Source organism: Pseudomonas sp. GW821-FHT07G06 (assembly GCF_058986625.1).
This window is the reverse complement of sequence record NZ_JBYSVW010000015.1, coordinates 93,530-113,907: the sequence shown is the minus strand read 5'-3', so window position 1 is coordinate 113,907 and position 20,378 is coordinate 93,530. Positions and strand designations below refer to the sequence as shown.

The 20,378-nt window shown below is 60.0% G+C and carries 21 protein-coding genes; 12 read left to right on the top strand and 9 right to left on the bottom strand.

Going from position 1 to position 20,378, the window contains the following annotated elements; translation table 11 throughout:
- The first annotated feature begins 148 nt into the window (after nucleotides 1-148).
- Together AC3WJW_RS22685 and htpX are read left to right on the top strand one after the other, a co-directional pair.
- On the top strand, nucleotides 149-1,360 hold the full coding sequence (locus tag AC3WJW_RS22685; RefSeq protein WP_007973513.1) for a pyridoxal phosphate-dependent aminotransferase: 1,212 nt from the start codon (nucleotides 149-151) through the stop codon (nucleotides 1,358-1,360).
- A gap of 317 nt (nucleotides 1,361-1,677) precedes the next feature.
- A complete protein-coding gene (gene htpX, locus AC3WJW_RS22680) occupies nucleotides 1,678-2,568 on the top strand; it encodes a protease HtpX (protein WP_007973520.1) in 891 nt (296 codons plus the stop codon).
- Nucleotides 2,569-2,740: 172 nt separating this feature from the next.
- On the opposite strand, the gene AC3WJW_RS22675 is transcribed toward htpX, so the two are convergent.
- Entirely contained in the window at nucleotides 2,741-3,397 is a 657-nt protein-coding gene (locus tag AC3WJW_RS22675; RefSeq protein WP_493727469.1) for a thiopurine S-methyltransferase, read from the bottom strand.
- 102 nt (nucleotides 3,398-3,499) lie between these two features.
- Here AC3WJW_RS22675 and AC3WJW_RS22670 point away from each other — a divergent pair, with 102 nt between their 5' ends.
- Nucleotides 3,500-4,267 (top strand): DODA-type extradiol aromatic ring-opening family dioxygenase, encoded by a 768-nt coding sequence (locus tag AC3WJW_RS22670; RefSeq protein WP_493727468.1) that lies wholly within the window; start codon nucleotides 3,500-3,502, stop codon nucleotides 4,265-4,267.
- Nucleotides 4,268-4,422: 155 nt separating this feature from the next.
- Here AC3WJW_RS22670 and AC3WJW_RS22665 read toward each other — a convergent pair whose 3' ends face one another.
- A complete protein-coding gene (locus AC3WJW_RS22665; protein WP_007973525.1) occupies nucleotides 4,423-6,096 on the bottom strand; it encodes a DEAD/DEAH box helicase in 1,674 nt (557 codons plus the stop codon).
- 424 nt (nucleotides 6,097-6,520) lie between these two features.
- Here AC3WJW_RS22665 and AC3WJW_RS22660 point away from each other — a divergent pair, with 424 nt between their 5' ends.
- Nucleotides 6,521-7,312 carry a crotonase/enoyl-CoA hydratase family protein gene (locus tag AC3WJW_RS22660; RefSeq protein WP_493727467.1) on the top strand — a complete coding sequence of 264 codons (792 nt, stop codon included), beginning with the start codon at nucleotides 6,521-6,523 and terminating at the stop codon, nucleotides 7,310-7,312.
- A 92-nt stretch (nucleotides 7,313-7,404) separates the two neighbouring features.
- Here the strand turns inward: AC3WJW_RS22660 and AC3WJW_RS22655 are convergent, their stop codons facing one another.
- On the bottom strand, nucleotides 7,405-8,160 hold the full coding sequence (locus tag AC3WJW_RS22655) for a spermidine synthase (protein WP_493727466.1): 756 nt from the start codon (nucleotides 8,158-8,160) through the stop codon (nucleotides 7,405-7,407).
- Nucleotides 8,161-8,310: 150 nt separating this feature from the next.
- Between AC3WJW_RS22655 and AC3WJW_RS22650 the strand changes: the two genes are divergently transcribed.
- Complete coding sequence (locus tag AC3WJW_RS22650; protein ID WP_007973530.1) at nucleotides 8,311-9,657, top strand: class II 3-deoxy-7-phosphoheptulonate synthase; 1,347 nt, start codon at nucleotides 8,311-8,313, stop codon at nucleotides 9,655-9,657.
- A 93-nt stretch (nucleotides 9,658-9,750) separates the two neighbouring features.
- On the opposite strand, the gene AC3WJW_RS22645 is transcribed toward AC3WJW_RS22650, so the two are convergent.
- On the bottom strand, nucleotides 9,751-10,980 hold the full coding sequence (locus AC3WJW_RS22645; RefSeq protein ID WP_493727465.1) for a winged helix-turn-helix domain-containing protein: 1,230 nt from the start codon (nucleotides 10,978-10,980) through the stop codon (nucleotides 9,751-9,753).
- Nucleotides 10,981-11,060: 80 nt separating this feature from the next.
- The gene (locus AC3WJW_RS22640) at nucleotides 11,061-11,276 is read right to left on the bottom strand and encodes a DUF1127 domain-containing protein (protein ID WP_007973532.1); all 216 of its coding nucleotides are present in this window, start codon (nucleotides 11,274-11,276) and stop codon (nucleotides 11,061-11,063) included.
- A gap of 95 nt (nucleotides 11,277-11,371) precedes the next feature.
- Here AC3WJW_RS22640 and AC3WJW_RS22635 point away from each other — a divergent pair, with 95 nt between their 5' ends.
- On the top strand, nucleotides 11,372-12,226 hold the full coding sequence (locus AC3WJW_RS22635) for a LysR substrate-binding domain-containing protein (protein ID WP_007973533.1): 855 nt from the start codon (nucleotides 11,372-11,374) through the stop codon (nucleotides 12,224-12,226).
- On the opposite strand, the gene AC3WJW_RS22630 is transcribed toward AC3WJW_RS22635, so the two are convergent.
- Nucleotides 12,216-12,950, bottom strand: coding sequence for a sulfite exporter TauE/SafE family protein (locus AC3WJW_RS22630; protein WP_104449426.1), 735 nt, complete (start codon nucleotides 12,948-12,950; stop codon nucleotides 12,216-12,218). The genes AC3WJW_RS22635 and AC3WJW_RS22630 overlap by 11 nt on opposite strands.
- Before the next feature lie 125 nt (nucleotides 12,951-13,075).
- Here AC3WJW_RS22630 and AC3WJW_RS22625 point away from each other — a divergent pair, with 125 nt between their 5' ends.
- From AC3WJW_RS22625 to AC3WJW_RS22610, 4 genes are all read left to right on the top strand, one after another.
- Entirely contained in the window at nucleotides 13,076-14,032 is a 957-nt protein-coding gene (locus AC3WJW_RS22625) for a LysR family transcriptional regulator (RefSeq protein WP_493727464.1), read from the top strand.
- Nucleotides 14,033-14,099: 67 nt separating this feature from the next.
- A complete protein-coding gene (locus tag AC3WJW_RS22620) occupies nucleotides 14,100-14,561 on the top strand; it encodes a MarR family winged helix-turn-helix transcriptional regulator (protein ID WP_218479695.1) in 462 nt (153 codons plus the stop codon).
- Between the two features lie 367 nt (nucleotides 14,562-14,928).
- A complete protein-coding gene (locus tag AC3WJW_RS22615; RefSeq protein WP_493727463.1) occupies nucleotides 14,929-15,348 on the top strand; it encodes an organic hydroperoxide resistance protein in 420 nt (139 codons plus the stop codon).
- A gap of 34 nt (nucleotides 15,349-15,382) precedes the next feature.
- Nucleotides 15,383-16,396, top strand: a complete 1,014-nt coding sequence (locus tag AC3WJW_RS22610) for an alpha/beta hydrolase (RefSeq protein WP_493727462.1) — start codon at nucleotides 15,383-15,385, stop codon at nucleotides 16,394-16,396.
- 154 nt (nucleotides 16,397-16,550) lie between these two features.
- Here AC3WJW_RS22610 and AC3WJW_RS22605 read toward each other — a convergent pair whose 3' ends face one another.
- A complete protein-coding gene (locus tag AC3WJW_RS22605; protein WP_007955690.1) occupies nucleotides 16,551-17,120 on the bottom strand; it encodes an elongation factor P in 570 nt (189 codons plus the stop codon).
- Between the two features lie 48 nt (nucleotides 17,121-17,168).
- Nucleotides 17,169-18,311 (bottom strand): elongation factor P maturation arginine rhamnosyltransferase EarP, encoded by a 1,143-nt coding sequence (gene earP, locus AC3WJW_RS22600; protein ID WP_493727461.1) that lies wholly within the window; start codon nucleotides 18,309-18,311, stop codon nucleotides 17,169-17,171.
- Nucleotides 18,312-18,435: 124 nt separating this feature from the next.
- On the opposite strand from earP, the gene AC3WJW_RS22595 reads away from it, so the two are divergent.
- Together AC3WJW_RS22595 and AC3WJW_RS22590 are read left to right on the top strand one after the other, a co-directional pair.
- Entirely contained in the window at nucleotides 18,436-18,846 is a 411-nt protein-coding gene (locus tag AC3WJW_RS22595; protein WP_493727460.1) for a hypothetical protein, read from the top strand.
- Nucleotides 18,847-18,848: 2 nt separating this feature from the next.
- Nucleotides 18,849-19,331 (top strand): GreA/GreB family elongation factor, encoded by a 483-nt coding sequence (locus tag AC3WJW_RS22590; protein WP_015094030.1) that lies wholly within the window; start codon nucleotides 18,849-18,851, stop codon nucleotides 19,329-19,331.
- A 6-nt stretch (nucleotides 19,332-19,337) separates the two neighbouring features.
- Here the strand turns inward: AC3WJW_RS22590 and cysB are convergent, their stop codons facing one another.
- Nucleotides 19,338-20,312 carry an HTH-type transcriptional regulator CysB gene (gene cysB, locus AC3WJW_RS22585; RefSeq protein ID WP_015094029.1) on the bottom strand — a complete coding sequence of 325 codons (975 nt, stop codon included), beginning with the start codon at nucleotides 20,310-20,312 and terminating at the stop codon, nucleotides 19,338-19,340.
- Between the last annotated feature and the right edge of the window lie 66 nt (nucleotides 20,313-20,378).

Below are 20,378 nucleotides of genomic sequence, written 5' to 3'. Positions count from 1 at the left end.
AAACGCCAGTCTGGCAGCCAGACCACGCGCATTCAAACGGAAATATGGGTGCTGCATCTCAAGGCGCCGGGCCTGTGTGAATACGCAGGATTCCCAGCACGGCTGTCCAAACGCCGTCTGGATCGTTCATTTTCGGGAACACATCGCCATGCAGGTCAGCAAATCGAACAAGCTCGCCAACGTCTGCTACGACATTCGCGGCCCGGTGCTCAAGCACGCCAAGCGCCTGGAAGAGGAAGGCCATCGCATCCTCAAGCTGAACATCGGCAACCCGGCGCCTTTTGGTTTCGAAGCGCCGGATGAAATCCTCCAGGACGTGATCCGCAACCTGCCGACCGCCCAGGGTTATAGCGACTCCAAGGGCCTGTTCAGTGCGCGCAAGGCCGTGATGCAGTATTACCAGCAAAAGCAGGTAGAAGGCGTCGGCATTGAAGACATCTACCTGGGCAATGGTGTTTCCGAACTGATCGTGATGTCGATGCAGGCCCTGCTCAACAATGGCGACGAAGTGCTGGTACCTGCGCCTGACTACCCGCTATGGACCGCCGCCGTGAGCCTGTCCGGCGGCAACCCGGTGCATTACCTGTGCGACGAGCAAGCCAACTGGTGGCCAGACCTGGCCGACATCAAGGCCAAGATCACCCCGAACACCAAGGCCCTGGTGATCATCAACCCGAACAACCCGACTGGCGCTGTGTATTCGAAGGAAGTGCTGCTGGGCATGCTGGAACTGGCCCGCCAACACAACCTGGTGGTGTTCTCCGACGAGATCTACGACAAGATCCTCTACGACGATGCCGTGCACATCTGCACCGCCTCCCTGGCGCCAGACCTGCTGTGCCTGACCTTCAACGGTCTGTCCAAGTCCTATCGCGTGGCCGGTTTCCGTTCCGGCTGGATCGCCATTTCCGGTCCGAAACACCACGCCCAGAGCTACATCGAAGGCATCGACATGCTGGCGAACATGCGCCTGTGCGCCAACGTGCCGAGCCAGCATGCGATCCAGACCGCCCTGGGCGGCTACCAGAGCATCAATGACCTGGTGCTTCCGCAAGGTCGCCTGCTCGAACAGCGCAACCGCACCTGGGAATTGCTCAATGACATTCCGGGCGTGAGCTGCGTCAAGCCGATGGGCGCGCTGTACGCATTCCCGCGCATCGACCCGAAAGTCTGCCCGATCCACAACGACGAGAAATTCGTCCTCGACCTGCTGCTCTCCGAAAAGCTGCTGGTGGTTCAAGGCACCGCATTCAACTGGCCATGGCCAGACCACTTCCGCGTCGTGACCCTGCCACGTGTCGATGACCTGGAGATGGCCATCGGACGCATCGGCGGCTTCCTCAAGTCCTACCGCCAGTAAGCGCCCGCCACCGTGCGACACGCCTGCGCGTCGCACGGTGATTTTCATCCGGCAACATTTGTTTGCATTGCGTCACCGGCAGTCGTCTTGCCCGCTGCCGGACAACGCCGCGCCTGCTCGCGCCCAACAAAGGCGGGGCCTTCGACAGGAATTGACTGACAAACACTTTCCGCACTCGCGTCGGAAATGCCCTGCAAGCAGCTAAACTATTGCCGTAGGACACAGTTTGAAATAGTCACCCGGTTGAATACCCCGGTGCAGCACCTTATATACCCCGCAGTACGCTACATCTTAAGCATGAGGAGATTTCTACAACCATGATGCGCATCCTGCTGTTCTTGGCCACTAACCTGGCGGTCGTGCTGATTGCCAGCATCACCCTGAGCCTTTTCGGCTTCAACGGGTTCATGGCGGCCAATGGGGTTGACCTCAACCTCAATCAGCTGCTGATTTTCTGTGCGGTCTTTGGTTTCGCCGGTTCACTGTTCTCGCTGTTCATCTCCAAGTGGATGGCGAAGATGAGCACCAGCACCCAGATCATCACCCAGCCACGCACCCGTCACGAGCAATGGCTGCTGCAAACCGTCGAGCAACTGTCCCGCGAAGCCGGGATCAAGATGCCCGAAGTCGGTATCTTCCCCGCCTACGAGGCCAACGCCTTCGCCACCGGCTGGAACAAGAACGACGCACTGGTCGCCGTGAGCCAGGGCTTGCTCGAGCGATTTTCGCCCGATGAAGTGAAAGCCGTCCTGGCCCACGAAATCGGCCACGTGGCCAATGGCGACATGGTTACCCTGGCGCTGATCCAGGGCGTGGTGAACACCTTCGTGATGTTCTTCGCCCGGATCATCGGCAATTTCGTCGACAAGGTGATCTTCAAGAACGAAGAAGGCCAAGGCATTGCCTACTACGTGGCGACCATCTTCGCCGAACTGGTTCTGGGCATCCTGGCCAGCGCCATCGTCATGTGGTTCTCGCGCAAGCGCGAATTCCGTGCCGACGAAGCCGGTGCAAACCTGGCCGGCACCGCCGCGATGATTGGCGCCCTGCAACGCCTGCGGGCGGAACAAGGCCTGCCGGTGCACATGCCAGACACCCTGAACGCCTTTGGCATCAATGGTGGCATCAAGCAAGGGTTCGCTCGCATGTTCATGAGCCACCCGCCACTGGAAGAGCGTATCGACGCCCTGGCTCGTCGCCGCGGCTAAGAGGTTCCACCGCAAATGAAAAGGCCCGCAGCGATGCGGGCCTTTTTTTGTCTGCTTGAATACTGCGGTGTGTTTCAGGGCCTCTTCGCGGGCAAGCCCGCTCCCACAGGGGATCGCGGTCAAATGTGGGAGCCGGCTTGCTCGCGAAGGGGCCGTTGCTAATACCTAGACATTATCGACTGGAAACCCGATACACCCGCTCCTCAAGCCGCGTGACCCCTGCCTCAAGAAACTTCCCGCTGTCGCTCAACACATCCTGATCTTCCAGGATCTTCAGCGCCCATGAGTCCCCGAACAACTGCCGCACCTCATCATCGAGTACGGCAAACGGCGGGCCGGGCATCTGCGCCTGGTCATAGTCCAGGGTAATCACCAGACCATGGGACTCCTTCGGCAGTATCCGCTTCAAATGAGCGGCATAGCGCTCTCGCATTTCCGCCGGCAACGCAATCAACGCGGCGCGATCATAGAGCGCGGAGCAATCAGCTGTGTCACCGGCCGTCAGCTCAAAAAAATTGCCACACCAAAGCTCGATGGAACCTGCCCGATAGACCTTGAACGGCCCCTGCTCACTGACGGCCGGATCAAAGCCATGCTCGCTGAAAAACTCCTCGATGGCCTTTTCCGACAGTTCGACTCCTAGGACCTCATGGCCTTGATGGGCGAGCCAAAGCAAATCCAGGCTTTTGCCACATAACGGCACCAACACGCGCGCCCCCTCTTCAAGGCTTAACGCTGGCCAGAACCGTTTCAGATAAGGGTTCACCTGCGGCAGGTGAAAGCCGATCTGATTCGCCGCCCATTTCTTGTGCCAAAACTCCGGCTGCATAAATAACCCCGAAAATTCGATCAAAACACCCTAAAACTTATATTAGATTTAGATTAATGATCTGACTGAAGATGTTGCATCTTAACTCTCAGGAGCTCATTCATGTTCCCCAGCCTGTACATATCCCACGGCTCCCCCATGCTCGCCCTGGAACCCGGTGCCAGCGGACCGGCACTCGCCCGACTGGCCGCCGAGATACCCAGGCCCAAAGCCATCGTGATCGTGTCTGCGCACTGGGAAAGCAATGAGCTGCTGGTCAGCGGCAATCCGCAGCCTGAAACCTGGCATGACTTCGGTGGATTCCCCAAAGCCCTGTTCGAGGTCCAGTACCCGGCACCCGGCGACCCACGACTCGCCGCAGAGGTTGCCGAGCTACTGAAAACCGCTGGCTTTCCTGCGCGCATCGACAGCAATCGGCCTTTCGACCATGGCGTCTGGGTGCCTTTATCGCTGATGTACCCGCAAGCAGACATCCCGATTGTCCAGGTTTCGCTGCCCACCCGGGCCGGCCCCGCTCTACAGACCCGCGTTGGCCACGCGCTCGCCAGCCTACGCGAGCACGGCGTCCTGCTGATCGGCTCCGGCAGCATCACTCACAACCTGCGGGAGCTGGACTGGCACGCCGGCCCCGAGAGCGTTGAGCCTTGGGCGCTGGCGTTTCGCGACTGGATGATCGAGAAACTCGCAGCGAACGACGAAGCCGCACTGCATGACTACCGCGCGCAGGCACCGCATGCCGTGCGCAACCACCCCAGCGACGAACATCTGTTGCCGCTGTTCTTTGCCCGAGCCGCCGGCGGGCCGTTCAGCATTGCCCATCAGGGGTTCACCATGGGCGCACTGGGCATGGACATCTATCGTTTCGGCTAACCAATAAAGCAAAAGATCGCAGCCTTCGGCAGCTCCTACAGAGGAATACGATCCCATGTAGGAGCTGCCGCAGGCTGCGATCTTTTTTACAGGCAAAAAAAATCCCCGAACCAGTCGGGGATTTTTCATGTTCGATCAATCAGCCCGAGAGCGGATCAATCTTCGCGGTAGCGACGCAGTTTCAACTGCTTGCCGGCAACGCGAGTGTCCTTCAGCTTGGTCAGCAACTTCTCCAGACCATCTTCCGGCAGCTCGACGAGGCTGAAGCTGTCACGCACCTGGATGCGACCGATCGCTTCACGCGCCAGGCCACCTTCGTTGAGGATGGCGCCCAGCAGGTTCTTGGCGGCAATACCGTCACGCGCGCCCAGCGCGGTACGGCAACGTGCACGGCCTTCGCCCAGCGGCATCGGAGCACGACGCTCGCGGTCGCCACGCTCAGGACGATCACCGGAACGCTCTGGACGATCGCCACGCGGTGCATTGTTCGGCACCAGTGGACGCTCTTTCTCGATAGCGGCCAGGTTCAGCGCTTGACCGTTGGTTGCCTTGCGCAGCAGGGCTGCGGCCAGGGCACGCGGGCTGCAACCGATGTCGGCGGTCAGGCGATCGAGCAGATCACCGTGGGTCGATTCGGCCTCGGCCACCAGCGGCGACAGGCTGTTGGTCAGTTTCTTGATGCGCGCATCCAGAACGGCTTGAGCGTCCGGCAGGCGAACTTCAGCAACCTTCTGACCGGTTACACGCTCGATCACTTGCAGCATGCGGCGCTCACGCGGAGTCACCAGCAGCAGTGCACGACCTTCGCGACCGGCACGGCCGGTACGACCGATACGGTGAACGTAGGACTCCGGATCGTACGGCATGTCAACGTTGAACACGTGAGTGATGCGCGGAACGTCCAGGCCACGAGCGGCAACGTCGGTCGCCACAACGATGTCCAGACGACCATCCTTGAGGGAGTCGATCACGCGCTCACGCTGGTTCTGGGCGATGTCACCGTTCAGCGCAGCGGCTTTGTAGCCTTTGGCTTCCAGGGCACTGGCCAGGTCCAGGGTCGCTTGCTTGGTGCGCACGAACATGATCAGTGCGTCGAAATCTTCCACTTCCAGCAAGCTGAGAACGGCCGAAGTCTTCTGGTCAGCGTGAACCAGCAGGTGAGCCTGCTCGATCGCGGTAACGGTCTGGGTCTTGCTCTGAATCTTGACGTGCTTCGGATCGCGCAGGTGGCGTTCGGCGATGGCACGGATCGACTGAGGCAGGGTTGCCGAGAACAGTACGGTCTGACGGGTTTCCGGCATGGCCTTGAAGATGACTTCCAGGTCGTCCATGAAGCCCAGCTTGAGCATTTCGTCGGCTTCGTCGAGAACCAGGTGGTTCACGGTCGCCAGTACTTTTTCGTCGCGACGCAGGTGGTCGCACAGACGGCCCGGAGTGGCGACAACGATTTGTGCGCCATTACGGATTGCTTTCAGTTGTGGGCCCATCGGCGCGCCGCCGTAGACAGCCACAACAGTCACGCCCGGCATTTGCTTGGCGTAGGTTTCGAAAGCGGTTGCAACTTGTAGCGCCAACTCACGAGTTGGGGCCAGGATCAGAGCTTGCGGCTCGCGCTTGGACGGATCAATGCGGTGCAGAATTGGCAGGGCAAAGGCAGCGGTTTTACCGGTACCGGTTTGCGCCTGACCAATCATATCGTGACCGGCGAGAATGATCGGGATCGACTGCTGCTGAATGGCCGAAGGCTCTTCATAGCCGGTAGCGACTACTGCAGCGACAATATTTGGATGAAGTTCAAGAGCGGCGAAGCCGCCGATTTCCTGGGTCATGGGTCTGCCTCTAAGTGCATCCGCAAAGACCCATGCTCCAAAGCTGCACATGCCGTGTTGAGACTCAAGAGTCGCCCTGGCAGCTTTGTCGGCGGGGATTTGCGAAAACGAATGAATGAAAAGAATCGTAAAGGAAGAGTCCGCTGGGCGGACGTGCAGCCGAAGCTGGCTTCGGGGAATTGCGCTACCTAAACGCGGCCCGGTTAAAGGCCGGCGCGCACTATACCGGAATTCGTCAAAAAAGGGAGCTTTTTTTATCAGAAATCCACCGGATACACCGTTGTGTCACAGGCTTTGCGAATAATCGGTCAGCCGTCTATTTTTCAAAGGCCCGGCCTTGCGGGTGATGGCGCTAAAACGGTTCACCCTTTACCGTGCAGACCGCAGGTCCCCGCACGCCTTTCCCACCCCCGAGGACCGCTCCATGAATCAGCCCAGCTCCAGTCGAGTCAGCCGCGAACGACACGGCCATGTGTTCCTGATCGGTCTGGATCGGGTGGCCAAGCGCAACGCCTTCGATCTCGACCTGCTCAACGCGCTGAGCCTGGCCTATGGCGAATTCGAGGCCGACAGCGAGGCGCGGGTGGCGGTGGTGTTCGCTCATGGCGAGCACTTTACCGCCGGGCTCGATCTGGTCAATGCCAGCGTCACACTGGCAGATGGCTGGCAGGTTCCACCCGGCGGCTGTGATCCGTGGGCGGTGTTCGCCGGTCCCAGGGTCAGCAAACCGGTGATTGTCGCCGCCCAGGGTTATTGCCTGACCATCGGCATCGAGCTGATGCTGGCCGCCGACATCAACCTGTGCGCCAGCAACACCCGGTTCGCGCAAATGGAAGTGCAACGCGGGATCTTCCCGTTCGGCGGTGCCACCCTGCGCCTGCATCAAGTGGCCGGTTGGGGCAATGCCATGCGCTGGCTGTTGACCGGGGATGAGTTCGACGCCCGTGACGCCTTGCACCTGGGTCTGGTGCAGGAGGTCATGGCCAGCGAGGACTTGCTGCCCCGGGCGATTGAACTGGCCGAGCGGATCGCCCGTCAGGCCCCGCTCGGCGTTCAAGCGACGCTGATGTCTGCGCGACAGGCCCGCTATGAAGGGGAAACCGCAGCGGCACAGGCGTTGCCGCTGCTGGTGAAGAAGTTGATGGCTAGCGAGGACGTCAAGGAAGGCGTGCGGTCGATGGTGGAGCGGCGGCCCGGTATTTTCAAAGGCTGCTGAAAATCCGTGTAGGAGCTGCCGCAGGCTGCGATCTTTTGATTTTGTTTTTCAAGATCAAAAGATCGCAGCCTTCGGCAGCTCCTACAGGGGCCTCAGGTTGCCGGGCGAATCGCCTTGATCAACGACTGCAGCGAATACCCCAGCCGCGGCGCCAGCGCTTCGGCGCGGGCGATCAGGCCGTCCATGTCCAGATCCTGATCCAGCTCCGAAGGCACGATCAGGATCACGTTGCCCTCCTTCACCGGCAGCTCCCAATAGTGCCGGTGATACAAACCGCGCAACAAGGCGGCGCCCAGGGGTTTGCCATCGTCGGTAGCCCACTGATTGATGACCAGCCAGCCACCCGGATTCAATCGTTTCTGGCAGTTTTCCAGGAAATTCCAGGCCAGATGTCCGACACCCGGGCCGACATCGGTATAAAGGTCGACGAAAATCAGGTCCGCCGATTCTGCGCTATCCAGCAACTCCAGCGCATCGCCAACGCGAATGTACAGGCGTGGATCGTCATCCAGCCCCAGATACTCAATGGCCAGGCGCGGCACGTCCGGGCGCAGCTCGATGGCTTCGACATCTTCCAGCGGCAGGAACTTGAGGCAGGCCTGGGTCAGCGTACCGGCGCCGAGACCGAGAAACAGTGCGCTTTCGGGTAGTTCATGGCACAGCGCGCCGATCAGCATCGCCCGGGTATAGTCGTACTCGAGCCAGCTCGGATCGGCGGTGAACACGCAGCTTTGTTCGATGGCATCACCGAACTCGAGAAAACGGTAATCGGCCACTTCCAGCACACGAATCACACCGAACTCGTCCTGTACCTCGGCGAGCAGATGCTCGACGCGTTCCTCAGTCATTTCATCTCCTGGCCGTCACCGGGGCCGGCAACGCAATAACACCGCGTGTAGAGAGCGGCAAAGGCGAGATTGTCAGCGATGCGACGGGAACAGGTCACGCACTAATTTGCTGATAACATGGACGTCCGAGCGAAAACACTAGAGACCGTGATGAGCCAACCCTGGAGCCCTGACAGCTGGCGCGCCCTGCCGATCCAGCAACAACCCCGATACCCCGACGCCGCGCATTTGCAGCAGGTCGAGCAGACCCTGGCCAGCTATCCGCCACTGGTGTTTGCCGGTGAAGCCCGTGAGTTGCGCCGTCAGTTTGCCGAGGTGACCCAGGGCCGCGCGTTTCTGTTGCAGGGTGGCGACTGCGCCGAAAGCTTCGCCGAGTTCTCCGCGGCGAAAATCCGTGACACCTTCAAGGTGTTGCTGCAGATGGCCATCGTGATGACTTTTGCCGCCGGCTGCCCGGTGGTCAAGGTCGGGCGCATGGCCGGGCAGTTCGCCAAGCCGCGTTCGGCCAACGACGAAACCATCGATGGCGTGACGCTGCCCGCCTACCGTGGCGACATCGTCAACGGCATCGGTTTCGACGAAAAAAGCCGCGTGCCGGACCCCGAGCGCCTGTTGCAGTCCTACCACCAGTCCACCGCCACCCTGAACCTGCTGCGCGCGTTCGCCCAGGGCGGTTTTGCCGATCTGCATCAGGTGCACAAGTGGAACCTGGACTTCATCGCCAACTCGGCGCTGGCGGAAAAATACAGCCACCTGGCCGATCGCATCGATGAAACCCTGGCGTTCATGCGCGCCTGTGGCATGGACAGTTCGCCGCAGCTGCGCGAAACCAGTTTCTTCACCGCCCACGAAGCGCTGCTGCTGAACTACGAAGAAGCTTTCGTGCGTCGCGACAGCCTGACCAACGATTACTACGATTGCTCGGCGCACATGCTGTGGATCGGCGACCGCACCCGCCAGCTCGACGGCGCCCACGTCGAATTCCTGCGCGGGGTGAACAACCCGATCGGGGTCAAGGTCGGCCCGAGCATGAACCCCGACGACCTGATTCGCCTGATCGACGTGCTCAACCCGGACAACGATCCGGGCCGCCTGAACCTGATCGCACGGATGGGCGCGAACAAGGTCGGCGATCACTTGCCGCAACTGATCCGTGCCGTCCAGCGTGAAGGCAAGCAGGTGCTGTGGAGTTCCGACCCGATGCACGGCAACACCATCAAGGCCAGCAGCGGTTACAAGACCCGCGACTTCGCGCAGATCCTTGGCGAAGTGAAGCAGTTCTTCCAGGTGCACGAAGCCGAAGGCAGTTATGCCGGTGGTATCCATATCGAAATGACCGGGCAGAACGTTACCGAGTGCATCGGTGGTGCGCGGCCGATTACCGAGGACGGTTTGTCGGATCGCTACCACACCCATTGCGACCCGCGGATGAATGCCGATCAGTCGCTGGAACTGGCGTTTTTGATTGCTGAAACGCTGAAGCAGGTTCGTCGATAAACGATAACTGTAGGAGCTGCCGCAGGCTGCGATCTTTTGATTTTTCAAGATCAAAAGATCGCAGCCTGCGGCAGCTCCTACAAAAGCAGGGCTTCAGTCACCTTCAAATTGTGAGAATGCCACCCGCAACCTTGCCGCACTCGCCCGTGGGCAGTTCAACTGAACCTGCGCCAGCCCCAGCCAATCCGCCATCTGCCGCAGATTGACCGCCAACGCCAACATCCCCTCGTCATCCAGCCCCGTTTCTTCTTCATGCACCGCATGCACAGCCAAACGACCCGCCGCCCGCTCCGCCCGCAGATCGACCCGTGCGGCAATCCGTTCGTTGTGCAGAAACGGCAGCACGTAATAGCCGTAAACGCGCTTGTCCTGCGGCGTGTAGATTTCCAGCCGATAACGGAAATCAAACAGTCGCTCCGTACGGCTGCGCTCCCAGATCAGCGAATCGAACGGCGAGAGCAAGGCACTGGCCGAGACTTTGCGCGGCACCTTCGGCTCGCGCAGACAATAGGCCGGTTGTCGCCAGCCCTGGACTTCGCAGGTCAGCAATTCACCGGCCTCGACCAACTCGGCCAAACGTGGACGACTGTCCGCAGGGTTCAGGCGGAAATAGTCGCGCAGGTCCTTCTCCGTAGCGACACCCAAGGCCGTTGCCGCATGCCGTAACAGGCCGCGCTGGGCGTCAGCTTCATCCAGGACGGGCTGCGCAAGCACCGCCGAGGGAATCACCCGCTCCGGCAAATCGTAGAGCCTTTCGAACCCGCGCCGTCCGGCAACGGTCACTTCACCGGCAGCGAACAACCATTCCAGCGCATGCTTTTCCGCACTCCAGTCCCACCAGGGCCCGGCACGCTCCTGACGAGTCGACAGACTCCCGGCACCCAGCGCGCCCTGCTGCTCGACCGAAGCCAGCACGCGACGAATCGTGTCTTGCTGCTCACGCCCAAATCGCGCCAGTTGCTGATAGATGTCTTCGCCACGGCTCGCTCGCTGCATGCGCCAACGCATCAGCGGGTACAGGGAAAGAGGTAACAACGAGGCTTCATGGCCCCAATACTCAAAGAGTGTTCGACGCCGGCCCTGGCTCCAGGCAGCCTGGTCGAGCAGGTCAGAGGAATAATGGCCGAGGCGGGAAAACAGCGGAAGGTAGTGCGAACGCACCACTGCATTGACGGAATCGATCTGCAAAATGCCCAGCCGTTCAATCAGTCGGTTGAGCGCAACAGCCTTGATCGCCGCTGGCGACTGCCGCCCGTTGAACCCTTGGGCGGCCAGCGCCAGACGCCGAGCCTGTTTGAGGGTAAAGGACAATGTTGCGGGCATGGGCATCTCCTTGTCTGCTCGCAACCTACCTCACCGGTAAGGGGTTTGTGTAGCGTGGGATTCATCATTTATTGATCGGATCATTTATGCATCGGGTCGCTCCAGAACGGTTTGATCGACTCGTTCTCCACATCCGCACGACTCATGCCGATGTCCTTGAGCGCTTCGTCGCTCAAGCTCGCCAGCAGTTCGCGCTCGCGATGCAGTTCGTACCAGCGGCCGACCTTGTGCAGCAGATCGGATATCAGGTGAATGGAGTGTTTTTCCGCACCGTGGAACTCATGTTGACCTTTCATCTTGTTGCCCTCCGTTTGGATGGCTCCAGTTTCGCGCCGGGTCTAAGATCAATCCAACGAATGTTTCTGATGTCACATATCTCGGAGATTGATGAATGTCGGCCTACCCGAGTATCGATACCGAAGTGCTGCGCACCTTCGTCGCCATCGCCGACCAGGGCGGCTTTACCCGCGCCGGCGAAATGGTCAACCGCACCCAGTCAGCCGTCAGCATGCAGATGAAACGACTGGAAGAAGATGTGCTGCAGCGTCAGTTGTTCCAGCGCGACGGACGGCAGGTACGGCTGACGGCCGAAGGCCAGGTGTTGCTGGGCTATGCGCGGCGGATCCTCAAGCTGCACAGCGAGGTCTTCAATACCCTGCGTGAACCCGACATGGTCGGCATGGTGCGCATCGGTACGCCGGACGATTATGTGATGCGATTTCTCCCGGGGATTCTGCGCCGGTTTGCCCAGTCCTATCCGTTGATCCAGATCGAAGTGCACTGCGAATCATCGAAACAGCTGTTGATGCGCCAGGACCTGGACCTGTCCATCGTGACCCGCGAACCGGGCAGCGAAATCGGCCAGTTGTTGCGCAAGGAACGTTTTGTCTGGGCCGAGGCGCAATGCTATAGCGCCCACGAACAGACGCCGCTGCCACTGGCGATGTTCAACAGCGATTGCTTCTGCCGCCAGTGGGCGTGCAATGCCCTGGATGCCCGGGGGCGCGATTACCGGGTGGCGTACAACAGCGACAGCCTGTCGGCGATCATGGCCGTGGTCAGCGCCGGCCTGGCCGTCACCGCGCAGCTTGAAAGCCTGATCACCGCGGACATGCGCATTCTGGGTGAAGCCGAGGATCTGCCGTTGCTGCCCGAGGCCAGCATCATGCTCGTGCGCAACCTGCATAACCCGTCACCGATCACCGAGTGCCTGGCCGACCACATCATTGATGGCTTCAAACTTTGAAGGCGAGCGTCACCGCACAGAACACCAGAAACCCGCAAAACAGCCCGCGCAGCAGCCGCTCCGGCAAGGCGTGGGCAACCTTCACGCCCCAACTGATGCTCATCAGCCCCCCGACCGCCAAGGGTAAGCCGATCCCCCAGTTGACCTGATGGTGCACGGCATAAGTCACCAGCGTCACCCCCGTGCTCGGCAGGGCCAGCGCCAACGACAACCCCTGCGCAACCACCTGGCTGGTGCCGAACAGACTGGTCAACACCGGTGTCGCCACCACCGCGCCCCCCACGCCGAACAACCCGCCCATCGTGCCTGATGCAGCGCCAAGCACGCCCAGCCAGGGCCATGAGTAGTTCATCTGTGACGCCGCCGTGGTGCGTGCGGCGAACATGCGAACAAGGTTGTACGCCGACAGTGCGATAAGAAACGCGACAAAACCTATGCGCATGGTTCGCGCATCGATGCCCACCGCCCAGATCGACCCGAGCCAGGCGAAGCAGAACCCCATGAGGGCCAACGGTAGCGCGTGGCGCAGCTCGATCCGGTTGCGCTGATGGTAGCGCCACAGCGCCAGCATCACGTTCGGCACGACCATCACCAATGCCGTGCCTTGGGCAATCTGCTGATCGAGCCCGAACAGCACGCCCAGCAGCGGAATGGCAATCAGGCCACCGCCGATGCCGAACAAACCGCCAAGCGTGCCCAGGGCGGCACCGAACACCAGGTACATCAGAAACTCAATCACGGCCGATTTCTCCTCACATCACGCCATTGATCCTACGCAGTTGCTTATGGCACGGAAACGCACAGCGACGCACAATGGCTGTGCCAAATTCGCACAAGCGCAGACTTGCCATGAACCCCAACCAACTGACCGACCAACTGGCTTTATTCCTCGACGTACTGGAAACCGGCAGCTTTTCCGCCGCCTCGCGCCGTCACCCGATGACCCCTTCGGCCGTGGCACGGCGTATCGACAGCCTGGAAAACGCGGTCGGCAGTCAGCTGTTCATCCGCAGCACGCATGCGGTGCGCGCTACCCCGGCAGGGTTGGCCTTCGCCGAGCGAGCTCGGCGGATCGTCGCCGAATTGCGCCTGGCCCGGGCCGAGGCCGTGTCCTTGAGCAGCGCGCCGGAAGGCCTGATTCGTATCGATGCGCCAGCAGCCTTTGGGCGCCGACACCTGGCACCGGTGATTGCCGATTTCCTCATGCTCTATCCGGGACTCGATGTGCAACTGCACCTGATCGACAGTTTCGTCGACATGCAGGGCCAGAACCTCGGCAAGGTCGATCTGGTGCTGCGCGCCGGGCAATTGGCCGATACCCGGCTGGTGGCCACGCCACTAGCGAGCATGGTGCGTATTGCCTGCGCCAGTCCTGACTATTTGCGGCGACGCGGCGTACCGACCGATCCGTCACAGCTGATTGAACACGACGGACTCGATTGGGATGGCCTGGCCCCGCCCTTCGCCTGGCGTTTCGAACGGGACGGGCAAATGCAGTTGCATCGGCCGGCGCGGGTACGCATGAGCGCCAACAATGCCGAGGCGCTGGTATGCGGCGCATTGGCCGGATTGGGTATCGCGCACCTGCCGACCTGGCTGGCCTGCGAGTACCTGTTGCGGGGTGAGTTGCTGCCGCTGTTCTGCGACAGCGGCCTGCCGAAACCGGAAAACGCCGGCATCTATGCCTTGCGCCTGGAACAACAACCCAACTCCCGTAGCCGCTTGTTGCTGGAGTACCTGAAAACCCGCTTCAGCCCGGTGCCGCCCTGGGATCTGCTGTTGCAAACCCATTTGCAACGGCACTGATCAAAATTATCTGGCGCATTAAAGATTCGCCCGCTAGATTCCAAGGATCACAGATCAAGGCTTCGACATGAGCACCGAGCGCAACACCCCGGACAACTGCGACAACCTGCTGCTGGATAACCAGGCCTGCTTCGCCCTGCACTCCACTTCGCTGATGATGACCAAGGTCTACAAGCCCCTGCTGCAAGCGCTGGGCCTGACCTACCCGCAATACCTGGCAATGATGGTGTTGTGGGAAAAGGACGGTTTGACGGTCGGCGAAATCAGCACGCGATTGCTGACCGACCCTGGATCCTTGACGCCGCTGCTCAAGCGCCTGGAGGCCGAAGGCCTGCTCAGCCGAACCCGCAGCCGCGAAGATGAGCGCGTGGTGATCGTCGAGCTCACCGAACAGGGCCGGGCGTTGCGCGACAAGGCGCGTGACATTCCCCAATGCATCCTCGGCGCCAGCGGCATGACACTGGAGCGCCTGCAAAACCTGCAAGCGGAGTTGCAAACGCTGCGTCGTCACCTGCAAGACAGCCTGTAACTTCAAGGCCAGCACAGCCCCCCTGTGGGAGCGAGCCTGCTCGCGATTGCAATGTCACACTCAGCCTCTACGTTGACTGACACACCGCATTCGCGAGCAGGCTCGCTCCCACATTTGTTTTGCGCTGTACCAAAAAACCGGGCGCGCCACCTCCTCCTGAAAAAAATCTCTTCTGCAAAAATCCCCCATCGATAGCTCTAGCTCAAGGCACCCAACCAAAACCGCCTTGGTGCCCTTTGGTATTTGTCAAATTTCTTTGAAAATTTATCTTGCGCACTAAACATTTGCGCGATACATTTATTTCGCACTTACTTAGCGCGCAAACATTTAACGCAAACAAAACAAACCCCTGAACGAGGCTTTCACCATGCAAACTCTCTACACCGCAATCGCAACTTCCACCGGTGGCCGTGACGGTCGTGCTGTTTCCAGCGACAACATCCTCGACGTCAAACTCGCCACGCCGAAAGAACTCGGCGGTGCCGGCGGCGCAGCCACCAACCCTGAGCAACTATTCGCCGCCGGCTACTCCGCCTGCTTCATCGGCGCCCTGAAATTCGTCGCCAGCCAGACCAAGCGCAGCATCCCGAGCGACGCTTCGATCACCGCCCATGTCGGCATCGGCCAGATCCCTGGCGGTTTCGGCCTGGACATCGACCTGCACATCAGCCTGCCGGGTCTTGAACAAGCCGATGCCCAGGCACTGGTCGACGCCGCCCACCAGGTCTGCCCGTACTCCAATGCCACCCGTGGCAACGTCAATGTGCGCCTGCACGTAACCGTCTAAGCGCCGACTACCCAGGCCCGAACAGGAAACGAACATGAACACTTTCAGCAAAGTCTTGACCGGTACCCTTCTCGCTCTGTCGATCAACGGTGCGTTCGCAAGTGATGGGGTTGAACACAACACCCAGGCGTTCCTCGATGTGCTGAATGCCGGTACCGGCAAGCCGCTTGAACAACTCAGCCCGAAAGACGCCCGCGCCGTGCTGACGGGCGCGCAGGCAGGGGTGAAACTGACACTGCCAAAAGCCGATGTCAGCCAGAAGACCATTCAAGTCGACGGCCAACCGCTGAACCTGACCATCGTCCGGCCGGCCGGGGTCAAGGGTGAGCTGCCCGTGTTCATGTTCTTCCACGGCGGCGGCTGGGTACTGGGGGACTTCCCGACCCACGAGCGGCTGGTGCGTGACCTGGTGACGGGTTCGGGGGCAGCGGCCGTGTTCGTGAACTACACGCCGTCGCCAGAAGCCCATTATCCGGTAGCGATCAACCAGGCTTACGCCGCGACAAAATGGGTGGCCGAGCACGGCAAAGAGATCAACGTCGATGGCAAGCGCCTGGCGGTAGCCGGCAACAGTGTCGGCGGCAACATGGCAGCCGTGGTTGCACTGATGGCCAAGGACAAGGGAACCCCGGCGATCAAGTTCCAGGTGTTGCTGTGGCCGGTGACGGATGCCAACTTCGAAACCGCGTCCTACAACCAGTTTGCCGAAGGGCACTTCCTCAGCAAAAATGCGATGAAGTGGTTCTGGGACAACTACACCACCGACGCCAACCAGCGTAACGAGATCTACGCCTCACCTCTGCGCGCCACCACTGCCCAGTTGAAAGGATTGCCGCCAGCGCTGGTACAGACCGCCGGTGCCGACGTGTTGCGCGACGAAGGCGAAGCCTACGCCCGCAAACTCGATGAAGCCGGCGTGCCGGTGACCTCGGTGCGCTACAACGGCATGATCCACGACTACGGTCTGCTCAACGTGGTGAGCCAGGTGCCAGCGGTGCGTTCGGCGATGTTGCAGGCGTCTGAAGAGCTCAAGCAACACCTGAAATAGAAGCAAAAGATCGCAGCCTGCGGCAGCTCCTACCTTGATGGTGTTCATCGCAACATCAAACCTGTAGGAGCTGTCGCAGGCTGCGATCCTTTGATCCTCCAGGCACAAAAAAGCCCGACTCAATGGTCGGGCTTTTTCATTCCTCAAGCTGTGCTTATTTGGCACGGCCTTTGTAGGAACCGCCTTCGCGGGTATCGATCTCGATCATGTCGCCGATTTCGATGAAGTCAGCAACCGACAGCTCGGTACCGTTCTTCAGTTTGGCAGGCTTCATGACCTTGCCGGAAGTGTCGCCGCGAGCGGAACCTTCGGTGTAGTCAACCTGACGCACGATGGTGGTCGGCAGCTCTACGGAAACCAGACGGCCTTCGAAGAACACGGCTTCGCAAACGTCGGTCATGCCTTCTTCCACGAATGGCAGAACGCTTTCGATGTCTTCGGCGTTCAGCTCGTACATGGTGTAGTCAGTGGTGTCCATGAACGTGTAGGAGTCGCCGCTGATGAAGGACAGGGTCGCTTCCTTGCGGTCGAGGATCACGTCGTCCAGCTTGTCGTCCGCACCGTATACGGTTTCGGTCTTGTAGCCGGTCAGCAGGTTCTTCAGCTTGGTCTTCATGATCGCGCTGTTACGACCGGACTTGGTGAATTCAGCTTTCTGAACCAGCCAAGGATCGTTGTCGATACGGATCACGGTACCGGGTTTGAGTTCTTTACCAGTTTTCATTGCGAATATCCGAATTTGGATGGGATTTACAAAAATCTAGGCCGCGTATCATATCCAATTTCCATAAAACTGTACCAGCGCCGTGGCAAGATCGGCCTGCAAGGCCTGTTCCAGACACCACGCCTCGGCGTGTTTTTCCAGCTCTGGCCAGTGTTTACGGGTGGATTGCCAGTGGTCGGGCATTTTTTCACCGGCGTTCCAGGCCCGCCAGAGACCGCTGATCGCCTCCCGCGCCGGGTCCGATAGCCCCTTCACATAGAGTTCGAGGAAGGCCTCGAGCTTGTCCAGATGGATATCTTCCTCCTGCCGGTAGATGTGCCAGAGAAATGGCCGGCCCGCCCATTGAGCGCGCACAAAGGAATCTTCGCCACGCACGGCATTGAAATCGCAGCACCACAGCAACCCGTCGTATTGGTCCTGGCGGACGAATGGCAGCACTTGCACGGTCAAGGCGTCACGCACATGCAAGGCACCGGCCGCCAAGCCCTGCACACCGAGCCAACGCTCGACGTCGCCGAGAATCCGCCCTTCCGGCACCAGCAGGTGAGTGGCCTTCGAATCGCCAGCCATCGCATCGAGCCAACTGGCCAGACCGGTGTTTTCGTAGGCAAACAATGAGATCAACTGCGCGCCGGGTGCAGGATCAATCCCTAAACCGTGCAGGAATTCTCTTTGGGCTTGCGGGTCCTGCTGAAATTGCCGACGACGCTCAAGCAACCCGCGCTCACGCAACAATCCGCCAGTGCCCTTCTGGAAACCCGGGAAGAAAAAGAACTTCTGTACGCTTTTGTACTTCACCGAGGGCAAACCGTGACAGCCGGTCACCCAGTCCTCGGCACTCAGGTAGTCGAGGTTCATCCACAGCGGAGTCTTTTCCCGTTCGACCAAGGCGTCCATGTAGGCGCTCGGCAATTGGCAGGCAAATGCAGCAATCACCACATCGGCGGCTTCGGTCCGTTGCCACTCGGCTGGCCATTGGCGCACTTCGACGCCTTGCTGCCATTGCTGTGCAGCGTGGATATCGATTTGCGGACACAGGCGCTCGAACGCTCGCAGATCATCGACCCATAGACGCACCGCCAGCCCATGTTCGGCCACCAGTTGCCGGGCCAGTCGCCAGGTCACGCCAATGTCGCCGAAGTTGTCGACCACGGTGCAAAAAATATCCCAGCGGGTTTTCAGTTCAGGCATTCCAGGCTCCCGTTGGCAAAGGCGCCGATTGTCCGCATAAATTACCCTGCGCAGAAGAGCCGACGACGATTATTCTTCATGCGACAATCGCCGCTCGCCAGTGACCTTTCGCCAGGAGGCAACCATGCCCCACCGCCCCGCTCCGCGCCGATCCTTCCCGATCAGCCTCAATGCCCTGCAACTGACCGGCAGCATCGCCCTCGGCATGTGGCTGGGATTCATTGCCATTGTGCTGACCTGCTGGCTCGCTTCACGCCTGCTTTTCAGCGAACAATTGGCACCCGTGGCGGCCGCTGTGGAGCAATTGGCCAAACCACCGGTGGCGACTCAACCGATGCCGGACATCCCGCCACAGAGCCCGCTGTTCGAGCAGTATGAAGAAAACCTGCGCAAGAACGAGCAGGCACAACGGCTCGATCAGGCACGCAGCAGCACTCGCAACCTGGCCAACCCGAACTGTCAGTTCTGGCTGCAACAGGACCGGACTGCACCCAGCGAAAAAAGCCGCGCCAACGTCCTGCAATTCTGCGATTGATCATGAATAAGCACACCGTCCACCAACTGATTCTCGACAAGCTGCAGATCGATCTCGACATCGCCGAACGGGCGGCGCAAACCGCCTACGAAACGGCAACCCATGAAGAAAACATCGCCGAGAACAAGTACGACACCCTGGGGCTGGAAGCGTCCTATCTCGCGGCCGGGCAAGCCAAAAGGGTCGAGGAAATCCGCCAGTCACTGAGCCTCTGCCAGAACCTGGCCCTGCGCCCGTATGACGAACAGCGGGGCATCGAAGTAGGCGCGCTGCTCGGGCTCGAAGACGAAAAGGGGCGCGAACAATGGCTGTTCCTCGCCCCTGATGCAGCCGGGTTGAAAGTCGACCTGGTAGGGCAACTGATCACCGTCATCACCCCGCGCTCACCGCTGGGCAAAAGCCTGCTGGGCAAGTTCGAGGGTGACGAGGTGGAAATTACGGTGGCGGGCGCCCGGCAACAGTTCGCTGTCACCGAGGTCGTTTAAACGGGCTTAATGGACTGGCAGTTCGACACCTTCGAACAGCTCTTCCAGTTCCTGCTTGTTGTGGCATTGAATGGCCTTGGCCATGACTTCGCGGGTCAGGTGCGGCGCGAACTTCTCGATGAAGTCGCACATGAAGCCACGCAGGAAGGTGCCGCGACGGAAGCCGATCTTGGTCACGCTGGACTCGAACAGTTCGCTGGCATCAAGTACGACCAGGTCGCTGTCGAGTTTGGTGTCGACGGCCATTTTCGCCACGATGCCCACGCCCAGGCCCAGGCGAACATAGGTCTTGATCACGTCGGCGTCGGCGGCGGTGAACACCACTTTCGGCGTCAGGCCTCGATGGCTGAACGCTTCGTCGAGTTTCGAACGGCCGGTAAAACCGAACACGTAGGTCACGATCGGGTATTCGGCCAGCGCTTCGAGGGTCAGTTTCGACAGTTTGGTCAGCGGGTGGCCCTGAGGCACGACCACGCAGCGGTTCCAGCGGTAGCACGGCATCATCACCAGATCGCCGAACAGTTCGAGCGCTTCGGTGGCAATGGCGAAATCCACGGTGCCATCAGCGGCCATTTCGGCGATTTGCATCGGCGATCCCTGGTGCATATGCAGGGCAACATCCGGGTATTGCTTGATGAAATTGCTGATCACCGGCGGCAACGCATAACGTGCCTGGGTGTGAGTGGTGGCAATCGACAGGGTGCCTTTCTTCTCGTTGGAGAATTCCTGGGCGATCTGCTTGATGCTTTCAACCTTGCGCAGGATCTCGCCAGCGGTGGTGATGATGCGCTCACCGGCCGGGGTGACCCGGGTCAAGTGCTTGCCGCTGCGGGCAAAGACTTCGACGCCCAGTTCATCTTCCAGCAGACGGATCTGTTTGCTGATGCCCGGTTGAGAGGTGTAAAGGCTTTGGGCTGTAGCGGAAACGTTGAGGTCGTGGTGCGCCACTTCCCAGATGTAGCGCAATTGTTGAAGCTTCATATGAATCCCTCAAAGCAGGTAGACGCCACGGGCATCAGCGACGATATATAACTATATTAATGGCTC